Annotated in this window: 15 protein-coding genes and 1 tRNA gene; 7 read left to right on the forward strand and 9 right to left on the reverse strand. The window is 63.6% G+C overall.

Annotation, left to right across the window (positions count from 1 at the left end; translation table 11 throughout):
• Positions 1-32 precede the first annotated feature (32 nt).
• Positions 33-1,322: a DNA repair protein NreA gene (gene nreA, locus Har1129_RS12160; protein WP_151100896.1), complete on the forward strand. Its 1,290-nt coding sequence runs from the start codon at positions 33-35 to the stop codon at positions 1,320-1,322.
• A 29-nt stretch (positions 1,323-1,351) separates the two neighbouring features.
• Here nreA and Har1129_RS12165 read toward each other — a convergent pair whose 3' ends face one another.
• Positions 1,352-2,215: a DUF4013 domain-containing protein gene (locus Har1129_RS12165; RefSeq protein WP_151100897.1), complete on the reverse strand. Its 864-nt coding sequence runs from the start codon at positions 2,213-2,215 to the stop codon at positions 1,352-1,354.
• Positions 2,216-2,673: 458 nt separating this feature from the next.
• Here Har1129_RS12165 and Har1129_RS12175 point away from each other — a divergent pair, with 458 nt between their 5' ends.
• Positions 2,674-3,102, forward strand: a complete 429-nt coding sequence (locus tag Har1129_RS12175) for a low molecular weight phosphatase family protein (RefSeq protein WP_151100899.1) — start codon at positions 2,674-2,676, stop codon at positions 3,100-3,102.
• A 144-nt stretch (positions 3,103-3,246) separates the two neighbouring features.
• Here the strand turns inward: Har1129_RS12175 and Har1129_RS12180 are convergent, their stop codons facing one another.
• From Har1129_RS12180 to Har1129_RS12195, 4 genes are all read right to left on the reverse strand, one after another.
• Positions 3,247-4,104, reverse strand: a complete 858-nt coding sequence (locus Har1129_RS12180) for a hypothetical protein (RefSeq protein WP_151100900.1) — start codon at positions 4,102-4,104, stop codon at positions 3,247-3,249.
• A 187-nt stretch (positions 4,105-4,291) separates the two neighbouring features.
• A tRNA-Ile gene (locus Har1129_RS12185) sits at positions 4,292-4,365 on the reverse strand.
• 81 nt (positions 4,366-4,446) lie between these two features.
• Complete coding sequence (locus Har1129_RS12190; protein WP_151100901.1) at positions 4,447-5,013, reverse strand: FxsA family protein; 567 nt, start codon at positions 5,011-5,013, stop codon at positions 4,447-4,449.
• A gap of 74 nt (positions 5,014-5,087) precedes the next feature.
• A complete protein-coding gene (locus Har1129_RS12195) occupies positions 5,088-6,464 on the reverse strand; it encodes a cytochrome P450 (protein WP_151100902.1) in 1,377 nt (458 codons plus the stop codon).
• 81 nt (positions 6,465-6,545) lie between these two features.
• Here Har1129_RS12195 and Har1129_RS12200 point away from each other — a divergent pair, with 81 nt between their 5' ends.
• Together Har1129_RS12200 and Har1129_RS12205 are read left to right on the forward strand one after the other, a co-directional pair.
• Positions 6,546-8,159, forward strand: coding sequence for a DUF255 domain-containing protein (locus Har1129_RS12200; RefSeq protein ID WP_151100903.1), 1,614 nt, complete (start codon positions 6,546-6,548; stop codon positions 8,157-8,159).
• A 76-nt stretch (positions 8,160-8,235) separates the two neighbouring features.
• Positions 8,236-9,042, forward strand: coding sequence for a TrmB family transcriptional regulator (locus Har1129_RS12205; protein WP_151100904.1), 807 nt, complete (start codon positions 8,236-8,238; stop codon positions 9,040-9,042).
• Between the two features lie 112 nt (positions 9,043-9,154).
• Here the strand turns inward: Har1129_RS12205 and mptA are convergent, their stop codons facing one another.
• The 3 genes from mptA to Har1129_RS12220 form a co-directional block, all read right to left on the reverse strand.
• Positions 9,155-10,081 (reverse strand): GTP cyclohydrolase MptA, encoded by a 927-nt coding sequence (gene mptA, locus Har1129_RS12210; protein ID WP_151100905.1) that lies wholly within the window; start codon positions 10,079-10,081, stop codon positions 9,155-9,157.
• Positions 10,082-10,178: 97 nt separating this feature from the next.
• Positions 10,179-10,778: a response regulator gene (locus Har1129_RS12215; protein WP_151100906.1), complete on the reverse strand. Its 600-nt coding sequence runs from the start codon at positions 10,776-10,778 to the stop codon at positions 10,179-10,181.
• Positions 10,779-10,853: 75 nt separating this feature from the next.
• Positions 10,854-11,948 carry an AsnC family transcriptional regulator gene (locus Har1129_RS12220; protein WP_151100907.1) on the reverse strand — a complete coding sequence of 365 codons (1,095 nt, stop codon included), beginning with the start codon at positions 11,946-11,948 and terminating at the stop codon, positions 10,854-10,856.
• Positions 11,949-12,057: 109 nt separating this feature from the next.
• Here Har1129_RS12220 and Har1129_RS12225 point away from each other — a divergent pair, with 109 nt between their 5' ends.
• The 3 genes from Har1129_RS12225 (at position 12,058) to Har1129_RS12235 (ending at position 14,849) form a co-directional block, all read left to right on the forward strand.
• A complete protein-coding gene (locus tag Har1129_RS12225) occupies positions 12,058-13,143 on the forward strand; it encodes an anthranilate phosphoribosyltransferase (RefSeq protein WP_151100908.1) in 1,086 nt (361 codons plus the stop codon).
• Positions 13,144-13,201: 58 nt separating this feature from the next.
• Positions 13,202-14,134 carry an alpha/beta fold hydrolase gene (locus Har1129_RS12230; RefSeq protein ID WP_151100909.1) on the forward strand — a complete coding sequence of 311 codons (933 nt, stop codon included), beginning with the start codon at positions 13,202-13,204 and terminating at the stop codon, positions 14,132-14,134.
• A gap of 166 nt (positions 14,135-14,300) precedes the next feature.
• Positions 14,301-14,849 carry a peptidylprolyl isomerase gene (locus tag Har1129_RS12235; protein ID WP_151100910.1) on the forward strand — a complete coding sequence of 183 codons (549 nt, stop codon included), beginning with the start codon at positions 14,301-14,303 and terminating at the stop codon, positions 14,847-14,849.
• Positions 14,850-14,867: 18 nt separating this feature from the next.
• On the opposite strand, the gene Har1129_RS12240 is transcribed toward Har1129_RS12235, so the two are convergent.
• Entirely contained in the window at positions 14,868-17,219 is a 2,352-nt protein-coding gene (locus Har1129_RS12240; protein ID WP_151100911.1) for an amino acid permease, read from the reverse strand.
• Between the last annotated feature and the right edge of the window lie 167 nt (positions 17,220-17,386).

Raw genomic sequence — 17,386 nt, forward strand, 5'->3', positions numbered from 1 at the left:
GTTCTTATCGGGGAGGGACGAAAGCGTGACAGATGCAACTCGACGAGTTCATCGAGGGGTTTGAGGAGGACGAGGCCGCACAGCGGCGTCGCCTCGCGGCGGAGAAATCCTACGCTATCACGAATCACCTCGAAGACGTCGAGCAGCAGTTCGAAGCAGCGGTACAGGGCGATTCGCTGTTCGGGTCGACGGCACCAGAAATATTCGTCGGCCGCTCGGGGTATCCCAACGTCTCGACGGGCCTGCTCTCGCCGGTCGACACCGACGCCGCGGCTGCCGGGTTCGCGACCAGCGGCGACTGGTATCAGGAGGGGCTTGGCATCGAGGACGTCCTCCAGCGCCGGACCGGCATGGTAAACTCGACGCAGACGACATCAGTCGATTCCGTCAGCGCCGGTGGCGGGCGCGGCAACGGCGGGGTCCACGACGTCTGGAACGGCTTCGTCGGCGTCCAGCGGGAAGTCGCTATCGCGGACCACCCCGTCGATGTGGAGGTCGGTCTCGATGGCACCCCTGAAATGGATGTGAGCTTCGACGACGTGGGGACGCCGACGGGACCGCGGGCGCACGCGACGGGTGCCGACCTAGCGGAGAACCCCCACGTGCCCCGACCCGTAGAAAAGACGCTGTCGGACGACGATTGGCGCGCGGAGGGCGCGATGGCGTACCTGTACCGACGTGGGTTCGACGTGTACGACATCAACACCATCCTCTCCGCGGGCGCGTTGGGACAGGCCAGCGAGCGGTCACTGGTGCCGACACGGTGGTCGATCACCGCCGTCGACGACACGGTCGGGCAGTACGTCCGTGGCACGCTGCGCAACGCCAACACCATCGACAAGCCGGAACTGTGGTACAACGAGTACATGGGGAACCGCTACTGGGTCGTTCTCGCACCCGGTCGCTGGGAGTTTGAACTCGTCGAGATGAAAGCCCCACAGAGCGTCTGGAACCCGCGGCCGGAGACGGGCTACTATATGTCTAGCGCTCACGAAGGGTACGAAGGACGGACGGCCTACGTCGAGGAGACAGCCGGGGCGTACTACGCGGCACGACTGGGCGTCCTCGAACACCTCCAAGAGCGCGACAAACAGGCGAAGTGTCTGGTGTTGCGGGAAATCACCGATGAGTACTGGGCACCTGTCGGCGTCTGGCAGGTCCGAGAGGGGGTCCGCAATGCGTTCGACGGCGAACCCGGGACCGCCCAGTCCTTCCGGGAGACGCTGACGGCCATCGCCGACCAACTCCCTGTCAGTCTCGGACAGTTACGGCGCAAGTCCGAACTCGTCGCCGGGCTTCAGTCGCAGTTGAGCGATTTCTGACGGCGCGTCGCGTTGTCCAGTAGCCGCGATCAGCGTCGCCCGCTGTCACCGTCATCCGCGTCGTCCCAAGCTGAAGTGCCGAATCTGTCGGTATCGGTGTCGTCGCTCCGACTCGATTCGTCAGTATAGCCGTCTCCACTCGGTCCATCCTCGCTCGAAGGGGCCCCTGTCGTAGCTGGTCCGGACCTGCGTGTCCCGCCGACCGCAGTCGTGGAGGCAAGCGGCGGTTCGCCGTACTCTTCCTCGTATGCGTCCGCGAAGCCACGCCCCCAGATGTACATCATCGCTGACTGGCCGACGAACGCGAGGAACGGAACCGCAAGGTAGCCGATAATGGTGAATCCCAGAACGGTCGCTCCAACGGAGACGATGATGTTGACCGCAAACGCCAGTACCACGGCCATCAGCATTGTTCGGTTCGTCCCAACAGACGAGAGCACATCACGGTCAAAGCCCGCAGCAATACTGTCCGCCCGGACGAAGTTCCCCGTCGCAACGGGCAGTATCACTGCCATTGCGAGGAGTCCAATAAAGTAGAGCAAAGCAGCGACGAGTAGGCCGGCGAGTAGCAACCCCTCCGAGCCACCGAGTCCACCGCTGATTATCAGCAGGCCCGGGATAGCAAGCGTGAGGCCGAGCAGCAAAGCGTACCCCAGAACGACGACCGTCTGTCGGACTCCGTCAACGGTTATGTCGACCAGATCCAGTTCGTTCCAGACCGGTGGCGTGTCAGTCTCGCCTCTGAGGACCCGGCGCATCACTTCGAGCATGTATCCCTGAAACGTGAACAGCGGAACGATGAAAAAGCCGAAAAACAGTACAACGCCACCGATTGCGACGCGTTTGACCCAGTCATCGCCTTGTGTCTGGTAGCGAAGCGCGTCCTCTATCATGTGCAGTCAGTCTTAAGATAGATTCAAATAAGTTGTGTAATCATTGAAAGCTGCGTTCCAGACATCGAAGCTCTCAGACCAATGCAGGACGGGCAACGGCGTGGCTCAGGTACGGTCGGTACTGTGCGGCGAGAGCTCGACAAACGCCGGGGTATCGACCGTCTCGGCACAGACTGGGCATCCAGCAACCAACAGGCGCTCCCGAACGCCACCGTCGACCGTTGCACACGCATCACAGTTCGGGCACGTGAAGCGGTACTCTGGCATGTACTCAGGCACGGACTGGGATAGCCGAAGGAACTGCCCCCTCAATCTGGAGGGACTATACGTACGTGAGGGCGTTCCGGTCGCAGGTCGGGTCGCCGGCCACTGGTGTCGTAGTGTGAGAAGTCCTGCATATATAGCCCTCAATAGTGGTCTTAGGAAGGGTTATTCCACTCGCTCGGAACTATTACGCCATGACTGATACGCCGCTGAAGTTCGGATTCGTCTGCGTCCAGAACGCCGGCCGGAGCCAGATGTCCGCGGCGTTTGCCGAGCGCGAACGGGCCCGTCGTGGCCTCGAAGATGAGGTCGAAATCCTGACGGGCGGCACGGACCCCGCGGACGAAGTGCACCCGGAAGTCGTCGAGGCGATGGCCGAACTCGACATCGACCTCTCCGACCGGGTCCCGAAAGCGGTTTCGGACGATGAACTCAACAGTTGTACCGTCGTTGCGACGATGGGCTGTTCGACGCTCGAACTCGACGCCGACGTCGCAGTGCGTGACTGGGCGCTAGATGACCCACACGGACAGTCAGCTGAGCGGGTGCGGGAAATCCGCAACGAGATCGAGAAGCGTGTCACCGACCTGTTCGACGAATTCACTGACAACAGTACCAATTGAAACGACTGGCACACTGAGCGCACTGCTCCCGTGCGATCTGGTGTCCACTGAATTTGTGTGGCTACTGTAACCCGACACCTGCTGTAGACGCTGAACTCAGGCGCTCCAACGCACCGGCCGAATAGCCTCAGCCTTGACCGCTGACTACCACTCGACGTAGGTGAGATACTCGTCCTGTTCGTACGCCAGAAGCCACGTCCCGTAGCTATCTGTGACCTCGATCCCTTCGTGCTCCCGAATGCGGTCAGTGACTGACCGGAAGGCCTCGTCATCCTGAAAGTAGCCGCCGTCAATCGCTTCTTCAACGACCTCTCGCTCGGCTTCGGAAAGGCCCGTAAGGGTGAAGCGGTACTGGTCTCGGATCTGGTCAGCAAACGAGTCGACACCCGATGCAACTTCCGTCGCTTCGTACCGGTATTTCGTCTCTGTTGTCGTTCGTGTACTGACCGTCACTCGGTAGCGGTTGCCGTCGTGGACGATAATATCGTACTGGCGCTCCGGAACGAACACCGACCCGTCACCCACTTCGGCGGCGGTTCCGTACCCGATACCTACGTCGTATCCGTCCCCGCTGGGCGGGTTGTCGTCTGAAATAATCGGATCAAGGCGCTGGCGGTCCACTGCCGGGAGCTCCTCGTAGGCGATTTCACCGATTTCGGCCGTCGAATCAGCCGGGTCGAAATCGATTCGTACCTCATACACCGTCACTTCGTTGCTCTCGAGTGGCGTCTCCGAAACTTCGTAGAAGGAGTCGTCAATCCGGACGGTATCGATCTGGTCGAACAGTTCGTTTCGACCCCGGCGCGTCGCAGTGCCGTTTTCGATGGCCTCCGAGACGACGGTGTATTCCGCCGACCCGGGCTCGGGCGACATCGAAACTTCGCTGGCGATGTCGGCCGCTGTCGCGTCGCTCATATCCAGCACGACGGCGGGATGACCGCAGCCGGCGACAGCGACAGAGAGGAGGACTGTTCCGCTCGCGAGGAACTGGCGGCGTCGCATGCTACTGCTGACAGGCAGTCGAAAGGAAAGTTTTTGGGTGCGCTCTGGCCGTTGTGTGTGGAGACGTGCGCGTCCCTATTGTACCACAGACAGAGTCACAGGTGATTCTGTGAGAGTAGCAATAGGCTCGGAAGGAACAGAGAGCACAGACCGATCTTTCTGTTCCTCGTTATGTAGCGCAGAATAGTGGGCCAACGCGGATTTGAACCGCGAACCTCCCGGTTATCAGCCGAGCGCTCAACCTGATTGAGCTATTGGCCCAACGCATTCACTTGTACCCGAGGGGTATTGAAAAGGGTAACGTTTCGCGGTCGGTTGGGGATGTGAAACCGCGTCAGGGCTTCAGTTTTCGTCGTTGTCTTCGAAGTCGACATCGGTGGCTTCGGTGGGGTCAAAGGAGGTGCCGGAGCTGGACCCAGCGCTCGAATCGGGGCCGCCGTCTGGCCCGGTCGGCCCAGACCCGGTGGGGCCGCCTTCGTCGTCGGGGAAGCCGCCGACGTACACTTGTCCGCTGGCGAAGCCGCCGGTTTTGGCGTCGACGTAGGGCTGGACGACCCAGCGACGGGTGGCGGCGCGGACGGGGTAGCGGGTGAACGGTACCGCGAGTAGGAGGCCGACGAAGTCCGTCACCAGACCGGGGGTGAGGAAGAACGCGCCGGCGGCGATGAGGAGGCTGCCGTCGATGAGTTCATCGGTTGGGAGTTCCCCGGCTGCGAGCCGCTGTTGGATCTTCCGGAGCGTCGCACGGCCTTCAGCGCGGACGAGCAGCATGCCGACTAGCGCCGTCAGGACGACGAGCGCGATGAGAACAAGCGGCGGAACAGGAAACAGGACTCCTGTCGCAAGTGCCACCAGCAACACGATGTCGAACAGCGGGATGAGCAGCAACAGCCCGATAACCCGGAGCATACCATCGCTTGCAGGCCCGCCCCCAAACGCCTTTCGAGAGCGGGACCGGGCTGTCGGCCACCCAGGGTAGCAGGTCACCGCTCCCGCAGTCGGACCTCGATAGGCGCTGTGGGACTCAGCGTGATCTGCATCGCCAGAGAAAGCGGCGGTTCGGTGACCGCTTCGACAGCGTACTGCTGGGCGATGGTTGCCAGTGCGAGTTTGGCCTCCATCCGGGCGAAGCGCATCCCGATACAGTGGCGCGGACCGCCGCCAAAGGGATAGTAGGCGTAGTCCGGGAGCGACGCTTCGAGGTCGTCGTTCCACCGCTCGGGGCGGAACGCGTCGGGTGCGTCATACCACCGTTCGTCCCTGTGGACGAGCCACTGCGGGAGGGTGAGCTGTGCGTCGGGAGAAATATCGTACCCGCCGAGCGTCACCGGCTCCGTCGGCTGTCGAAACACCGTGAATGCGGGCGGGTACAGCCGCAGGACCTCGTTCAGCACGCGGTCCAGATACGGCAGCTCGAACAGGTCCTCGGGCGTCGGCCGGCTGTTTTCCAGCGTCGCATCGAGTTCCTCGTGCAGGCGCTGCTGTCGCTCCGGGTTGTTCGCCAGCAGGAACAAGGCGTAGGTCAGCGTCAGTGCCGTCGTGTCGTGGCCGGCAACGAGAAAGGTAAGGAGCTGGTGGCCCAGTCGCTCGCGATCCATCGTCTCGTCGTCGAGCGACAGCAGCAGGGAGAGCACGTCGTCACGCTCCTCGCGGGCGCTCGGGTCCTCGCGTTCGCGAGCGGCGATAACATCGTCGAGCGTCGACTGGAACTCAGCCAGCGAATTAGTGACAGCGCGATTCGTTCCTGTCGGCACCCACAGCGGGAGGTACGCGGACAGCGACCGCGGGTCAAGGCGTTTTCGCAGCGCGTCAAGGAGCGGTTCCAGCGCGTCAGCGGTCGTCTCAATGTCGACATCCAGCAGCGTCTTCCCGAGAATGTTCAGCGTCAGCGACTGCATATGTGGGAGTACGTCGATGCGCTGCCCGTCGGCCCAGCCCGTCGCCGTTCGGTCGGCGAACTCGGTCATCGTGTCGCCGTAGGTGGCGATTCGCTCGCGGTAGAACGCCGGCTGGAGCGCCGTCCGCTGTCGCTGCCACTCCTCGCCCTCCAGCAAGAATAGCCCCTCGCCGATGAACTGCCCGAGCGTGTCCTGAAGGAGCTGCCCCTTCTCGTAGGCGTCGGCGTCTGTTACCAGCACCTGCTCGACAAGGTCGGGGTGGCAGACGAAACAGCCCGTCGTCCCGGCGACGCTGTACCCCACCACGTCGGCCTCGTGAGCGCCGGCGCGGTCGTAGAACCCGAGCGGATCACGCAGCATCGCGGCGGTGTTGTCGACGAACGGGACGCGACCAAGACGGGGCGGCCGGTCGCCCGGCGTAACCGGTTCCGGGGCGTCGGTAATCGCCTGCTGGGAATCCATCGCCGATGCTTAGGCCGCCCTGCCAATCGGTCTTTCGCCGGGAGTGAGAGGGCCTTTGTACGCCCACCGCCCAGACCCGGTATGGACGAATACGCACGCGACACGAAGGTCGAGTGGCGCGAATGGGGGACAGCCCCATTCGAGGAGGCCGCCGAGTCGGGGAAGCCGGTACTGCTGGCGCTGACGGTCCCGTGGAGCGACGAGTGCCGGGCGATGGACCGTGGCACGTACGGCGAGCCGCGCATCGCGGCCAACATCAACGACGGGTTCGTCCCGGTCCGCGTCGACGCCGACCGGAACCCACGCGTCCGGGAGCGGTACACGATGGGCGGGTTCCCGTCTACGGTGTTTCTCACTCCGGATGGCGAGGTTATCACCGGGGCGACGTTCCTCGGGCCGGACGGGTTCCGCGGCATTCTAGACTCCGTTCGAGAGTCATGGGACGCACAGGGCGCGGCGGCGGGCTCGGTCCCCCGACAGCTACAGGACGAATCGCCGCCGGCCGGCGAGCTCCAACCGCGCATCGAGGAGCACATGGTCGAGCAGTTGCTGGGTGCGTTCGACGACGAGTTCGGCGGCTGGGGAACCGACGTGAAGTTCCCGCTCCCACGAACGGTCGAGTTCGCCCTCGTCCGTGCGCGGGATCAGGCGACCCGGACGCTCGAAGCGATCCGCACGCACCTGCTCGACACCTACGACGGCGGCTTCTTCCGGTACTCCACGGAGCGCAACTGGGGGAACCCCCGGCGCGAGAAACTGCTCGACGAGAACGCCGCTCTGGTCCGGGCGTTCGCGCACGGCTACCGGTACACCGGGACCGAGGCGTACCGGGACGCCGCCCAGCGGACCGTCGACTACCTCACGACGACGCTGTGGTCCGGTGATGCGTTCGCGGCGAGTCAGGCCGGGTCGGACGAGTACTACCGACTGGAGCCAAGCGAGCGCGAAGACACGATACCGCCGAACGTCGACGAGACGGTGTTTGCCGACCGCAACGGGCTCGCCATCGACGCCTTGCTGTGGGTCGCGGCCTACACTGACGACGAGCGCGCCCAGCAGTACGCCAGTCGTGCCAGAGACGCTGTCTGTGACACACTCGTCGACGGCGGCGAGGTTGCCCACTACGACGGCGCGGACAGCGACACTGGCCTGTTGCTGGACCAAGCCCAGCTGTTGCAGGGCTTGACCACGAGCTGGCAGGTCCTCGGGGAGCCGGGGCCAGCCAGAGCTGTCGCCGACTGGACCATCGAAAATCGCCAGCAGAACGACAGCGCGTTCCGCGACGGTCCAGCCAGCGGAGCAGGGCTCTGTAACCGCTCGCTCCATCCGCTCGATGCGACAGTGGAACTGGCCGACGCCTTCGTCGACCTCGCAGCGCTCACCGGTGAGGACCGGTACCGCAACGCAGCGCTGACAGCCGTCGAGTCCTTCGCCGGCGCAGCCGAGCGTATGGGCGTCGAAGTGGCCGGCTACGCCGGCGTCGCGGCCCGGCTCCAGCAGCCCCAGACGCTCACCGTCGGCACCGAAGCGGGAACGGACCTCCACCGTGCGGCGCTCCGGCTGGCCGACCACGAAACCACCGTTGTGCCGGAGCCTGCCGGCGACGGCACCGCGCGGCTCCTCGACGGCGACGCCATCGTCGCCGAGGGGACGACGCCAGCCGAACTCGAATCGTCGCTCACTGGCGAACGCTGACACGAACAACGGTAGCAAACGTGGACAAACGGTAAACCCCCGACAAGTTTTTGCACACGTACCCTGATGTATGGGTATGTCCAGTCTCAGAGATCTCGGACTCTCCGAGTATGAAGCAAGAGCATACCGGTCGCTACTTGAAACGGGACCGACAACGGCTAAGGAACTGTCGCGGGCCAGCGACGTCCCGATGGGCCGCATCTACGACGTGCTCAACAGCCTCGAAACATACAATCTCGTCCGCAGCCAGACCGCCAGTCGGCCCAAGAAATACGTCGCGGTCGAGCCGGACACGGCCCTTGACCGCCTGCTCGAGGACAAGAAGCGCGAACTTCAGGAGAAGGTCGGCCAGTACGAGGAAATCGTTGCTGATCTCTCGTCACAGTTGGAGTCGGCAGAACCAGTCGAAGAGCCGTTCTGGACTGCTGCCGTCGGTCCCAATAACTCGCTTGATCTGTTGCTTGAACGGCTGGCCGCTGCCGACGACGAGATCATCATGGTCGGCTCGGCACCCGCCCGGCAGGTGGACATCCTCTCCGGCACCGAGCGGATCGTCGATGAACTCGAAGCGGCGTTAGAACGGGGCGTTGAGGTGTCCCTGCTCGTCCGACCGGACCTGTTCGAGAGCCTTCCCGAGGAAGCCAACCGAGAGTACTACGAGCGCCTTTTCCACTACGACAACTACAGCGCCCGTGCCAGTCCGAACATCAGGACCACGTTCGAGCTGCTCGACGGCGTCGAAGTCTGTATCGAGGTCCCACACCCCCTCGGCCGCGAGGAGACCTTCGGCGTCATCGACATGAAAGACTCGGATTTCACTGCTGATATCAGAAAAGCCTTCGAGGAACACTGGGCCGAAGCGACGCCGGTCGGACCGCCGTAGCTGGGCGGTGTCGCTCAGTCACTCGGTTTCGTCTCAAAAACGACCGTATCTCACAACTTGCGACGTTCCCCGCTCGACAGTCCGAAGGCTTCGCTCAGCCCCGCTATCCGCTCTATTCGCTAACTTCCTGTCGTAGATCGCTCAGCTGTGCCACCCGCTCCGCGTGGGCGTTGTGCTGGTGGATGGACTCGTCGTTGGACTGTTTCATCGTCACAACAGCGTCGTCCGGCAGGTCCGGGAACGTCTCGACGACACCTTCGGCGAGCGCGCGGACGCAGTCCTCGACGAACTTGGCGTCCTTGTGGGCCTCGTAGGTCATGTGGTCCTCGTCAGGCCGCTTCGCGAGGTTGTAGATGCGAGCGCTCATCGAGTCGCGGGCGACTTCGATGAGTTCGTTCAGGTCGACCTCGGGCGCACCGTCGCTCTGGACAGTGAGCGTGGCGTGGCCCCGCTGTGAGTGGCCGGCCTGCGGATTGGTTTCGAGGAACTCTTCGATGACGTCGTCGTCGACATCTAGCTGCTGGAGCGTCTCGCGGGCGCGGGCGGCTGACATCCCCTGTGAACACGGACAGACAGTCATCCCGGTGACACGAGCGCCGATTTCCTCGCTCGTCCCGTCTTCAGTCGCCGTCGCCGAGGCGATGATGTCAGCGGTCGACTGTGTCGCCATTTCGGAGGCCGGCGTGGACTCGTGGGTGACGTACTCCGCTTCCATCCGGACTTCCGCTTTCGTCGTGTAATCGTGCTTCTCAAGCAGAAGTTCGGCAGCGTCGCCACAGACATCCTCAACCCGATAAGCTTCCTCGGATACGGCGGTTTCCAGCGTCTCGTCGATAACCTCCATATTGCGGGACATATCGGCCCCCTTTCGCCAAGACGGCAGGTCCACGAACACTTCGAACTCCGCCATGAGTACGATGGGGTCGCGGTCACGACGCCCCAGTTTGACGAGTTTCTCGACGCCCGTCACACCGACGCGATTGAGACCGACCGTTACGTCCGGACTCGACGCCTGCACGTCCGGGAGTTGCTGACTCATTGCCCTCTCTATGGAAGAGAATCGGTTAGTGTTTTCGAAAGGGTGGGCGGGTCGCCGTGAGCATCGCCACCCCAGAAACTATCCGCTCCAAACCCGATCAAAGCTGTGTGCTGTCCGGCATTGATTCGTCCGTCTCAAAGCCCCGAAACAGTAACTCGAAATCCGTGGCGTCGAACGAATCCGTGATGTCGTCAAGCTCCGCACGTACCTCTGTGAGTTCGGCCTTCAGTTCAGTGAACTCCTCGCTCTCATCGAGGACGGCCTGTGACTTCGACGATTCCAGTGCAGCGTATTTCGCCGTGAGCGAGTAGCACTCACGCAGACGTTCCTCGTAATCGGCGTACAGGAGCAACTGTTCGATTGTCTGGAAGAGGTCCTCCTTCGACACCGGTTTGAGGACGTAATCATCGAAGGGCATCTCGATGATGTCGAAGTCGGGGTCAACTGCGGTCACCATCGCCACGCGCGTGTCGTAGCGCTTCTCACGGATTGCCGACAGCACCTCGTCGCCGGAGAGGTCCGGCATCCGCCGGTCTAACAGGACAACGTCGACCGTGGAAGCAAGCTTCGAAAGGGCGGCCTCACCGCTGTATGCCGTCTCGACTGTGTACCGGTCCTGTAACTGTTCCGCGTACACGTCGGCTACCGCTGGTTCGTCGTCAACGACAAGGATTGTCGCTTGCCGACCCTTTGTCATTACCTAGCACATTTACAACAGAATTTCAAAAGGGTTCCGGCTATCCCACTCCCACTCTGTCTTCTCGCCCGGACGCTACTGGCCGACGATGTCGTCGTACCGTGCGCCGGTCTGTTTGAGCGTCGCCGTCGAGTAGAGTCGATCGTGGTCGTAGGGGAGGTGTTCGGTCGCGAGTTCGTCTATCTTCTGATCGACCACGGTTGCTTCGCGACCGTGAATCATGGTAAAGAGGTTGTACTGCCAGTCCTGCTCCGGGCGGCGCGGCCGGTGGTAGCAGAGCGTGACATAGGGGAGTTCGCCGACTGCCTGTCCACGTTCGTCGAGGGCATCGTCCGGCACATCCCAGACGACCATACAGTTGTTGTCGAATCCGGTAACGATGTGGTTGACGACACAGCCGATGCGCTTGATACAGCCGGTTCGCTGGAGTCGCTTGATCGCCGAGAGGACGTCGGAAACGTCGGCATCGACAGCGTCCGCCACGTCGCGATAGGGCGTTGCGACGAGTGGAAACCCAGTCTGAATTTCGAGCAGCAATCGCCGGTCCAGTTCCGAGAGATCGACGGCGGCGTCCTCGCTTATCCGCGTTGCGCTGGCGTCAGTCGTCTCTAGACTCTCGCTGACTCGCGACTGCGCCGCTCGTTCGTCCGGAGACGCGTCCGCCAGTCGCGTCTCCCGGGCGAACCGGTCACCGTTGACGACCGGGAACTCCAAATCGATGTAGTAGTCGGTCAACATCGGCAAAACGAGCACCGAGCAGCCGGTTCGGTCCTCGATCTCGGCCAGAATCTCGTCGCGTCGCTGTCGGGATCCCGCGGTGACGACAAACCACATATTCCACTCGTGGTCGCGAGCGTAGTTGTGGTTCACCTGCCGGTACTCGTTGATGGTCTCGGCGATCTTGTCAAACCGGTCCTCTGGGGCACTGACAGCAGCCAGCGTCGAGGAGCCGATTACCGGTGGGTTGAGGACCGGGCCGAACCGACGGAAGATGCCGTCGTTACGGAGTGTTTTGACCCGGTCGAGGGCTGTCTCTGCCGAGACCCCCAACGTGTCACCGACAGCCTCGAACGGGCGTTCCTGAATCGGGAAGTCGCTCTGGAACTCGTCGATGAGCGCAGCGTCTGTCTCGTCGATCTGCTCACGCCACTCGCCCGACTGGAGACTCATTGGTTCTGGTTAGGAGTGTAGTCGTGTATCCCTTTCGGGACCCCAGCCGGTTCCCGGAAATTGAGAACGAAACGCAGGGGCTTTTGAACTCTGGCCCGAACACGTTTCCATGGCGCAAGCGACCCGGGAGTACGGCGAATGGCCGCTCAAACGACTCATGACGGAGGTCGTCGGTTCCGGTCACAAATCGGCCGACGACATGTCCCGCACACAGGCCCGGGAGGCGTTCCGACGCATCCTCGGCGACGAACCCGACCACACGACGCTTGGCGCGTTCTGGCTCGCCAACCGCTGGAAACGTAACACCCCCGAAGAACTGGGTGCGTACGTCGACGTGATGTCCGAGGAATCCGTCGAGACAGCCACTCCAGAAGCTGACCCGGTCGACTGCGGGGCCAATTACGACGGCAAGGGACGGTCCGCGATTCTCGGCGTCGCCGCGGGTGTCGTCGCCGCCGCCGCTGGCACGCCCGTTGTCGTCCACTCCGGCGACCGCGTCCCGACACAGAAGCAGGACGCTTACAAGCATGTGCTGGACGAACTGGGCGTCCGAACCGAAATCGAGCCCAGCGAAAGCGCCGACATGGTCGACGAAGTCGGCTTTGGCTTCTACTACCAGCCGGCGTTCAACCCCGGCATCGACGCCCTGTTCGAGCGCCGCGACAACATGGGCGTCCGGACGTTCGTCAACACTGTTGAAACGCTCGCGAACCCAGCCAACGCAAACGTGCATCTCGGCAGCTTCTATCACTTGGCTTTCGCGAAGAAGATGGTCCGAACGCTTGCCCGGTCCGAGACCAGCAGCGTCGAGCGTGCCCTGTTCTTCCAAGGAATGGAGGGCTACGACGATGTCCGCCCCGGCGAGACTATCGTCGCCGAATGGCCTGTCGCCGGCGACGAATCCGACGACGAGGACATCGCGGACTTCGAAATCCGGACCGGCGAGTACGGCATGGACATCGAGAGCGAGGACCTGCAGGTCGACGACGTAGCCGAGGAGTCGGCGGCGATAACCGAGGCTGTGCTGACGGGTGAACGCGAGGACGGCTTCGCCGACGCTGTCGCGCTCAACGCCGCGCTCCGCATCTACGCCCGCGAAGACGCTGATAGTATTCAGGACGGGCTTGCGCAGGCCCGTGAGGCGATTGCCGACGGCAGCGCTGCCGATAGACTCGACGACCTCCGGGCCTTCTAATCGGGCGACGGGAGTGCGGAGCGGAACCCACTTTTACCGAGCGAGCGAAGTGGTTCTGATGGGACAACACGCCAGCGCTCGTGACAGCACTGCGTGGACAGTACCCGCATCGGAGACGCCCGGCGTCCACGAACTGATCGACACCAACGGCATCAGGCTCCACACCGTGACTGCCGGGCCATCCGACGGCGACCTCGTCGTCCTGCTACACGGTTTCCCCGAGTTCTGGTACGCTTGGAAACACCAGCTCCCGAGACTCGCCGACGCCGGCTACCGCGTGGTCGCGCCCGACCTCCGGGGGTACAACCACTCCGACAAGCCCGACGGCGTCGCCGCGTACCACATCGACGAACTGGTCGCCGACGTGGCAGGCCTCGTTTCGGCGCTCGACCGCGAACAGGCCCATGTTGTTGGCCACGACTGGGGCGGCGTCATCGCTTGGCAGACCGCCATCGACCGTCCCGACGTCGTTGACCAGCTAGCGGTCCTGAACGCGCCCCACCCGTCGGCGTACGAACGAGAGCTCCGCCGCTCGTTCGACCAGCTTATGCGGTCCTGGTACGTGCTGTACTTCCAGCTCCCGGCCCTCCCAGAAATCGGCCTCCGCTGGAACGACTTTGCCCTAGTTGAGCGGATGCTAACGAAGGGACCGACCCGTCCCGATGCATTCACCGAGACTGACGTGGAGCGGTACAAGCGGGCGCTCGGGCAACCGGGCGCGCTCACGGCCGTAGTCAACTACTACCGGGCGCTCGCTCGGCGGAATGCGAAACTGACGCTCACACAGGGCGGCGTCGGTAGCCGTCCGGTGACGGCGTCGACGCTCCTCATCTGGGGTGTCCAAGACGACGCGCTCTCGCTCGCCCTGACGCAGGATCTCGACGAGTGGGTTCCGGACTGTCGGGTCGAGCGGCTCCCGGCGGCGAGCCACTGGGTCCAGTTCGACGCCCCCGAGCAAGTGGCTGACCTGCTACTGTCACATCTGTCGTAGCCTGCACTGGCGAACAGCCGACACTCCCGCTCGCGTGGCGATGTGTCGGACTCCCGCGTCCCGCCACGCGATAGGTGGTCAGAGCATGGCGGCGGTGGCCCCGTTCCAGTACTTGAACCCTCGGTCAGTGGGCAGGCTTTTCTGCCGGGCTTCCTTCCGACCGAGTATGAGCGACCTGACCGCGACCCTCCACACGACAGAGGGCGAGATCGAAGTCGAACTGTACGACGAGCGCGTTCCGACCACCGTCGAAAACTTCGTCGGACTGGCCGAAGGCGCTGACGACTACGACGGAACCGAAGTCGGTCCGGGAACCGGCGCGTGGGAAGACCCCGACTCCAGCGAGAAGCGCATCGACCCGTTGTACACCGACATCGACATCCACCGCATCATCGAGGACTTCATGATTCAGATGGGTGACCCGACCGGCACCGGCCGCGGCGGCCCCGGCTACTCCTTCGACGACGAGTTCCACGACGAACTCAGCCACGACGGCCCGGGCGTCCTCAGCATGGCCAACAGCGGCCCGAACACCAACGGCTCGCAGTTCTTCATCACGCTCGACGCCCAGCCTCACCTCGACGGCAAGCACGCCGTCTTCGGGAAGGTCATCGACGGAATGGAGGTCGTCGAGTCCATCGGCAGCGTCGACACCGACCGCAACGACGCGCCGACTGAGGAGATGCTGCTCGAATCCGTCGAGATTCACCGATAACTGGCCGTCGAACCCGAACTAGTTCCAGTCGGGGCTGGAGCCCTGTTTCGGGCCGGACCGCGATAGCCGCTTTCTGAGATAGCGTGTAATCGGGAACAGCCGCTCGCTCAGCCGACCGGAAACCCCGGTCTGGCTGGCGTAGACGAGGACTGGCACGTCCCGCTCGGCGGCGAGGGCGATGACCTCGTCAGGCGTGCTGCCGAACAGGGCCTGCCTGAGCCAGCGGTCCCGCGACGCACCGATGACCAGCACACCGCCGTTCTCCGCCGCAGTCTCGACGAGGCCGTCGGCGACGGTCCCGGCCCGGACGTTGTGGACTTGCGTCGTCTCGACGCCTTCGAGTGCATCGAGCGTGGTGCCCGGGGCCTCGTTGGCCCCCTTGTCGTCGGTACTGACGTTGATGAGGTGGAGGTCGCTCCCCAGTTGCCCGAGCGCGTTCACGAGCGGGAGCACTGCTTGGTGGTGTGGGCCGCCGCCCGCACCGATGTTGATCACGTCGAGGTCGTCCGCGGACGTGGTCTTGTCGGCAAAGAACACGTCACAGGGCGCTTCGCGCTCGACAGTCTCGGTGACGTCCTGATGGCGCTCGGGATACCCCATGAGGATGAGGTCGGCGTCGTCGTCGCGCGCCGTCTGGAGGATGTCGAAGGCTACGTCGCGGCAGGTGTGGCCCTCGATGAGGAAGTCGACGCCGTACCCGTTCTCGTCTAGCTCTGACCGGATCCGCTCGGTTCGTGCCTTCGCGGTGTCCTGAACGGATTCCCAAGGCGTCTGGTCGGGCACCTGCGTCACGTTGAGGACGTGGACGATTGGGTCCTCGTCGGACACCTCCGCGAGCGCCGCCGCGAGTTCGACGTAGCGAGCGGCGCGGTCCGGGCGTGCGATGGGAACGAGGATGCGGAAGCCACCGTCTCCGGCCGCTCCAGCGGCCCCGGCGACCGCTTCAACCTCGCTTTCGCTCGCCGCACCCGATGCCGGGGCCTCCGGAACCACCTCCCGGAGCAAGTCCTCGGTCTCCGGCGCACCGCCCCACGCGAGGTACGCGACGACCATAGCGCCCGTCAGAACCAGCCCGGTTACGACGCCCTTCGGCGGGAGGTTGTAGATGAGACCGAGGTTCGCGAGCACGCCGATGACCGGCACGACCGGGACGCCCGGCACGCGGAAGCCGCGCGTGATGTCCGGGAACCGCCGCCGGGAGTAGATGAGTGCGACGTTGACGACGGCCAGCGGCATGAGGAGGTTCAGCGTCGCAAACCCAGTCAGGGCGTTCAGCCCCAGATGGAGGCCGAGCCCGGCGAGCAGGCCACCCTCCGCCGGAAACAGCGCGATGAAGAACACGATGAGCAGAATGATGACCGCCGTCGCGCTCCCAACGCTCCACGACGGCGTCCCGTAGTCGGGATGGATGCGCGAGAACCGCCGGGGGGCCTGCCCACGGGTCCCCATCAACGAGCCGATGCTGCTCGCGGCGAGAATCGAGGCGTTCGAGGCCGAAACCATCGAGAAAATCGCGCCGGCGACGATGAGGCTCTCGCCGATACTTCCGAGGAACGAGGCGGCGACCCGGCCCATCGCCGTTTCGCCCTCCTGTGCGATAATCTCGGCCGGGACCGGGGAGTTCACCATCGCGATGATGACGAACGCGTAGAGGACGGTGACCGTCAGCATGCTCGCGGCGATGGCACGGGGGACAGTCCGCTTCGGCTCGATTATCTCGCCCGCGCTGGCCGCGATGGCCGAGAAACCGAAGAACGTGATGAACGCCAGCGCCGAGATGGTGAGGATATCGACGGGACCGCCGCCGAAGTTAGCGGCGAACTTGCCGACGGCCACCGAAGGACCGCGGAAGGCGAACGCGCCGCCGATGAACGCCATCAGGACGGCGACCTTCGCGCCCGTGACGATGAGCTGGAAGCTTCCGCTCTCCTCGGTCCCCCGCGCATTGAGGATCCCGAGCAGGAGCGCCGTCGCCACGCCGGCGGTCCCGTGGGGCAGGAAGTGAAGCGATTCGGGGAGGAGGAAGCGGACGACCCACTCGTCCATCGTCGCGAGGTAGAACGCCGTCGTCCCGGTGTAGCCGAGAAACAACGACATCCCGATGCTGTAGGTCAGCAGGTCCCGTTCCTCGAAGGTTCGCGAACAGAAGAGGTAGCCGCCGCCGTTCTCGGAGTAGACCGATGCGAACTCGGAGTACGCGGCGGCGGTAACGCCCGCGATGACGGCGGCGATGACGAACGCAATGACGGCGCTCGACCCGATTGCTGCGACGGCAGTGCCAGACAGCGAGAAAATCCCGGCTGCTATCATCGTCCCCAGCCCGATTGCGAACGCGATCTTGAAGTCTAGCGTTCGGGTGTGTTCGACCATTCGTCTGGCGACTGATTGCCCCAGTCGGTACGTAATAGTGTCGTTCAAGTGATCGTCCCAACACCGCCTCCCGTTTTGTTTTCGACGATCCGTGGAGAAGACGCCCGCTTCGCGTCGTCTTCGCTTGCGACCGGGAGCAAGACAGTGTGGAATAAGGGCGCAGCACT

The sequence above is a fragment of the Haloarcula sp. CBA1129 genome, assembly GCF_008729015.1.
Lineage (GTDB): Archaea > Halobacteriota > Halobacteria > Halobacteriales > Haloarculaceae > Haloarcula.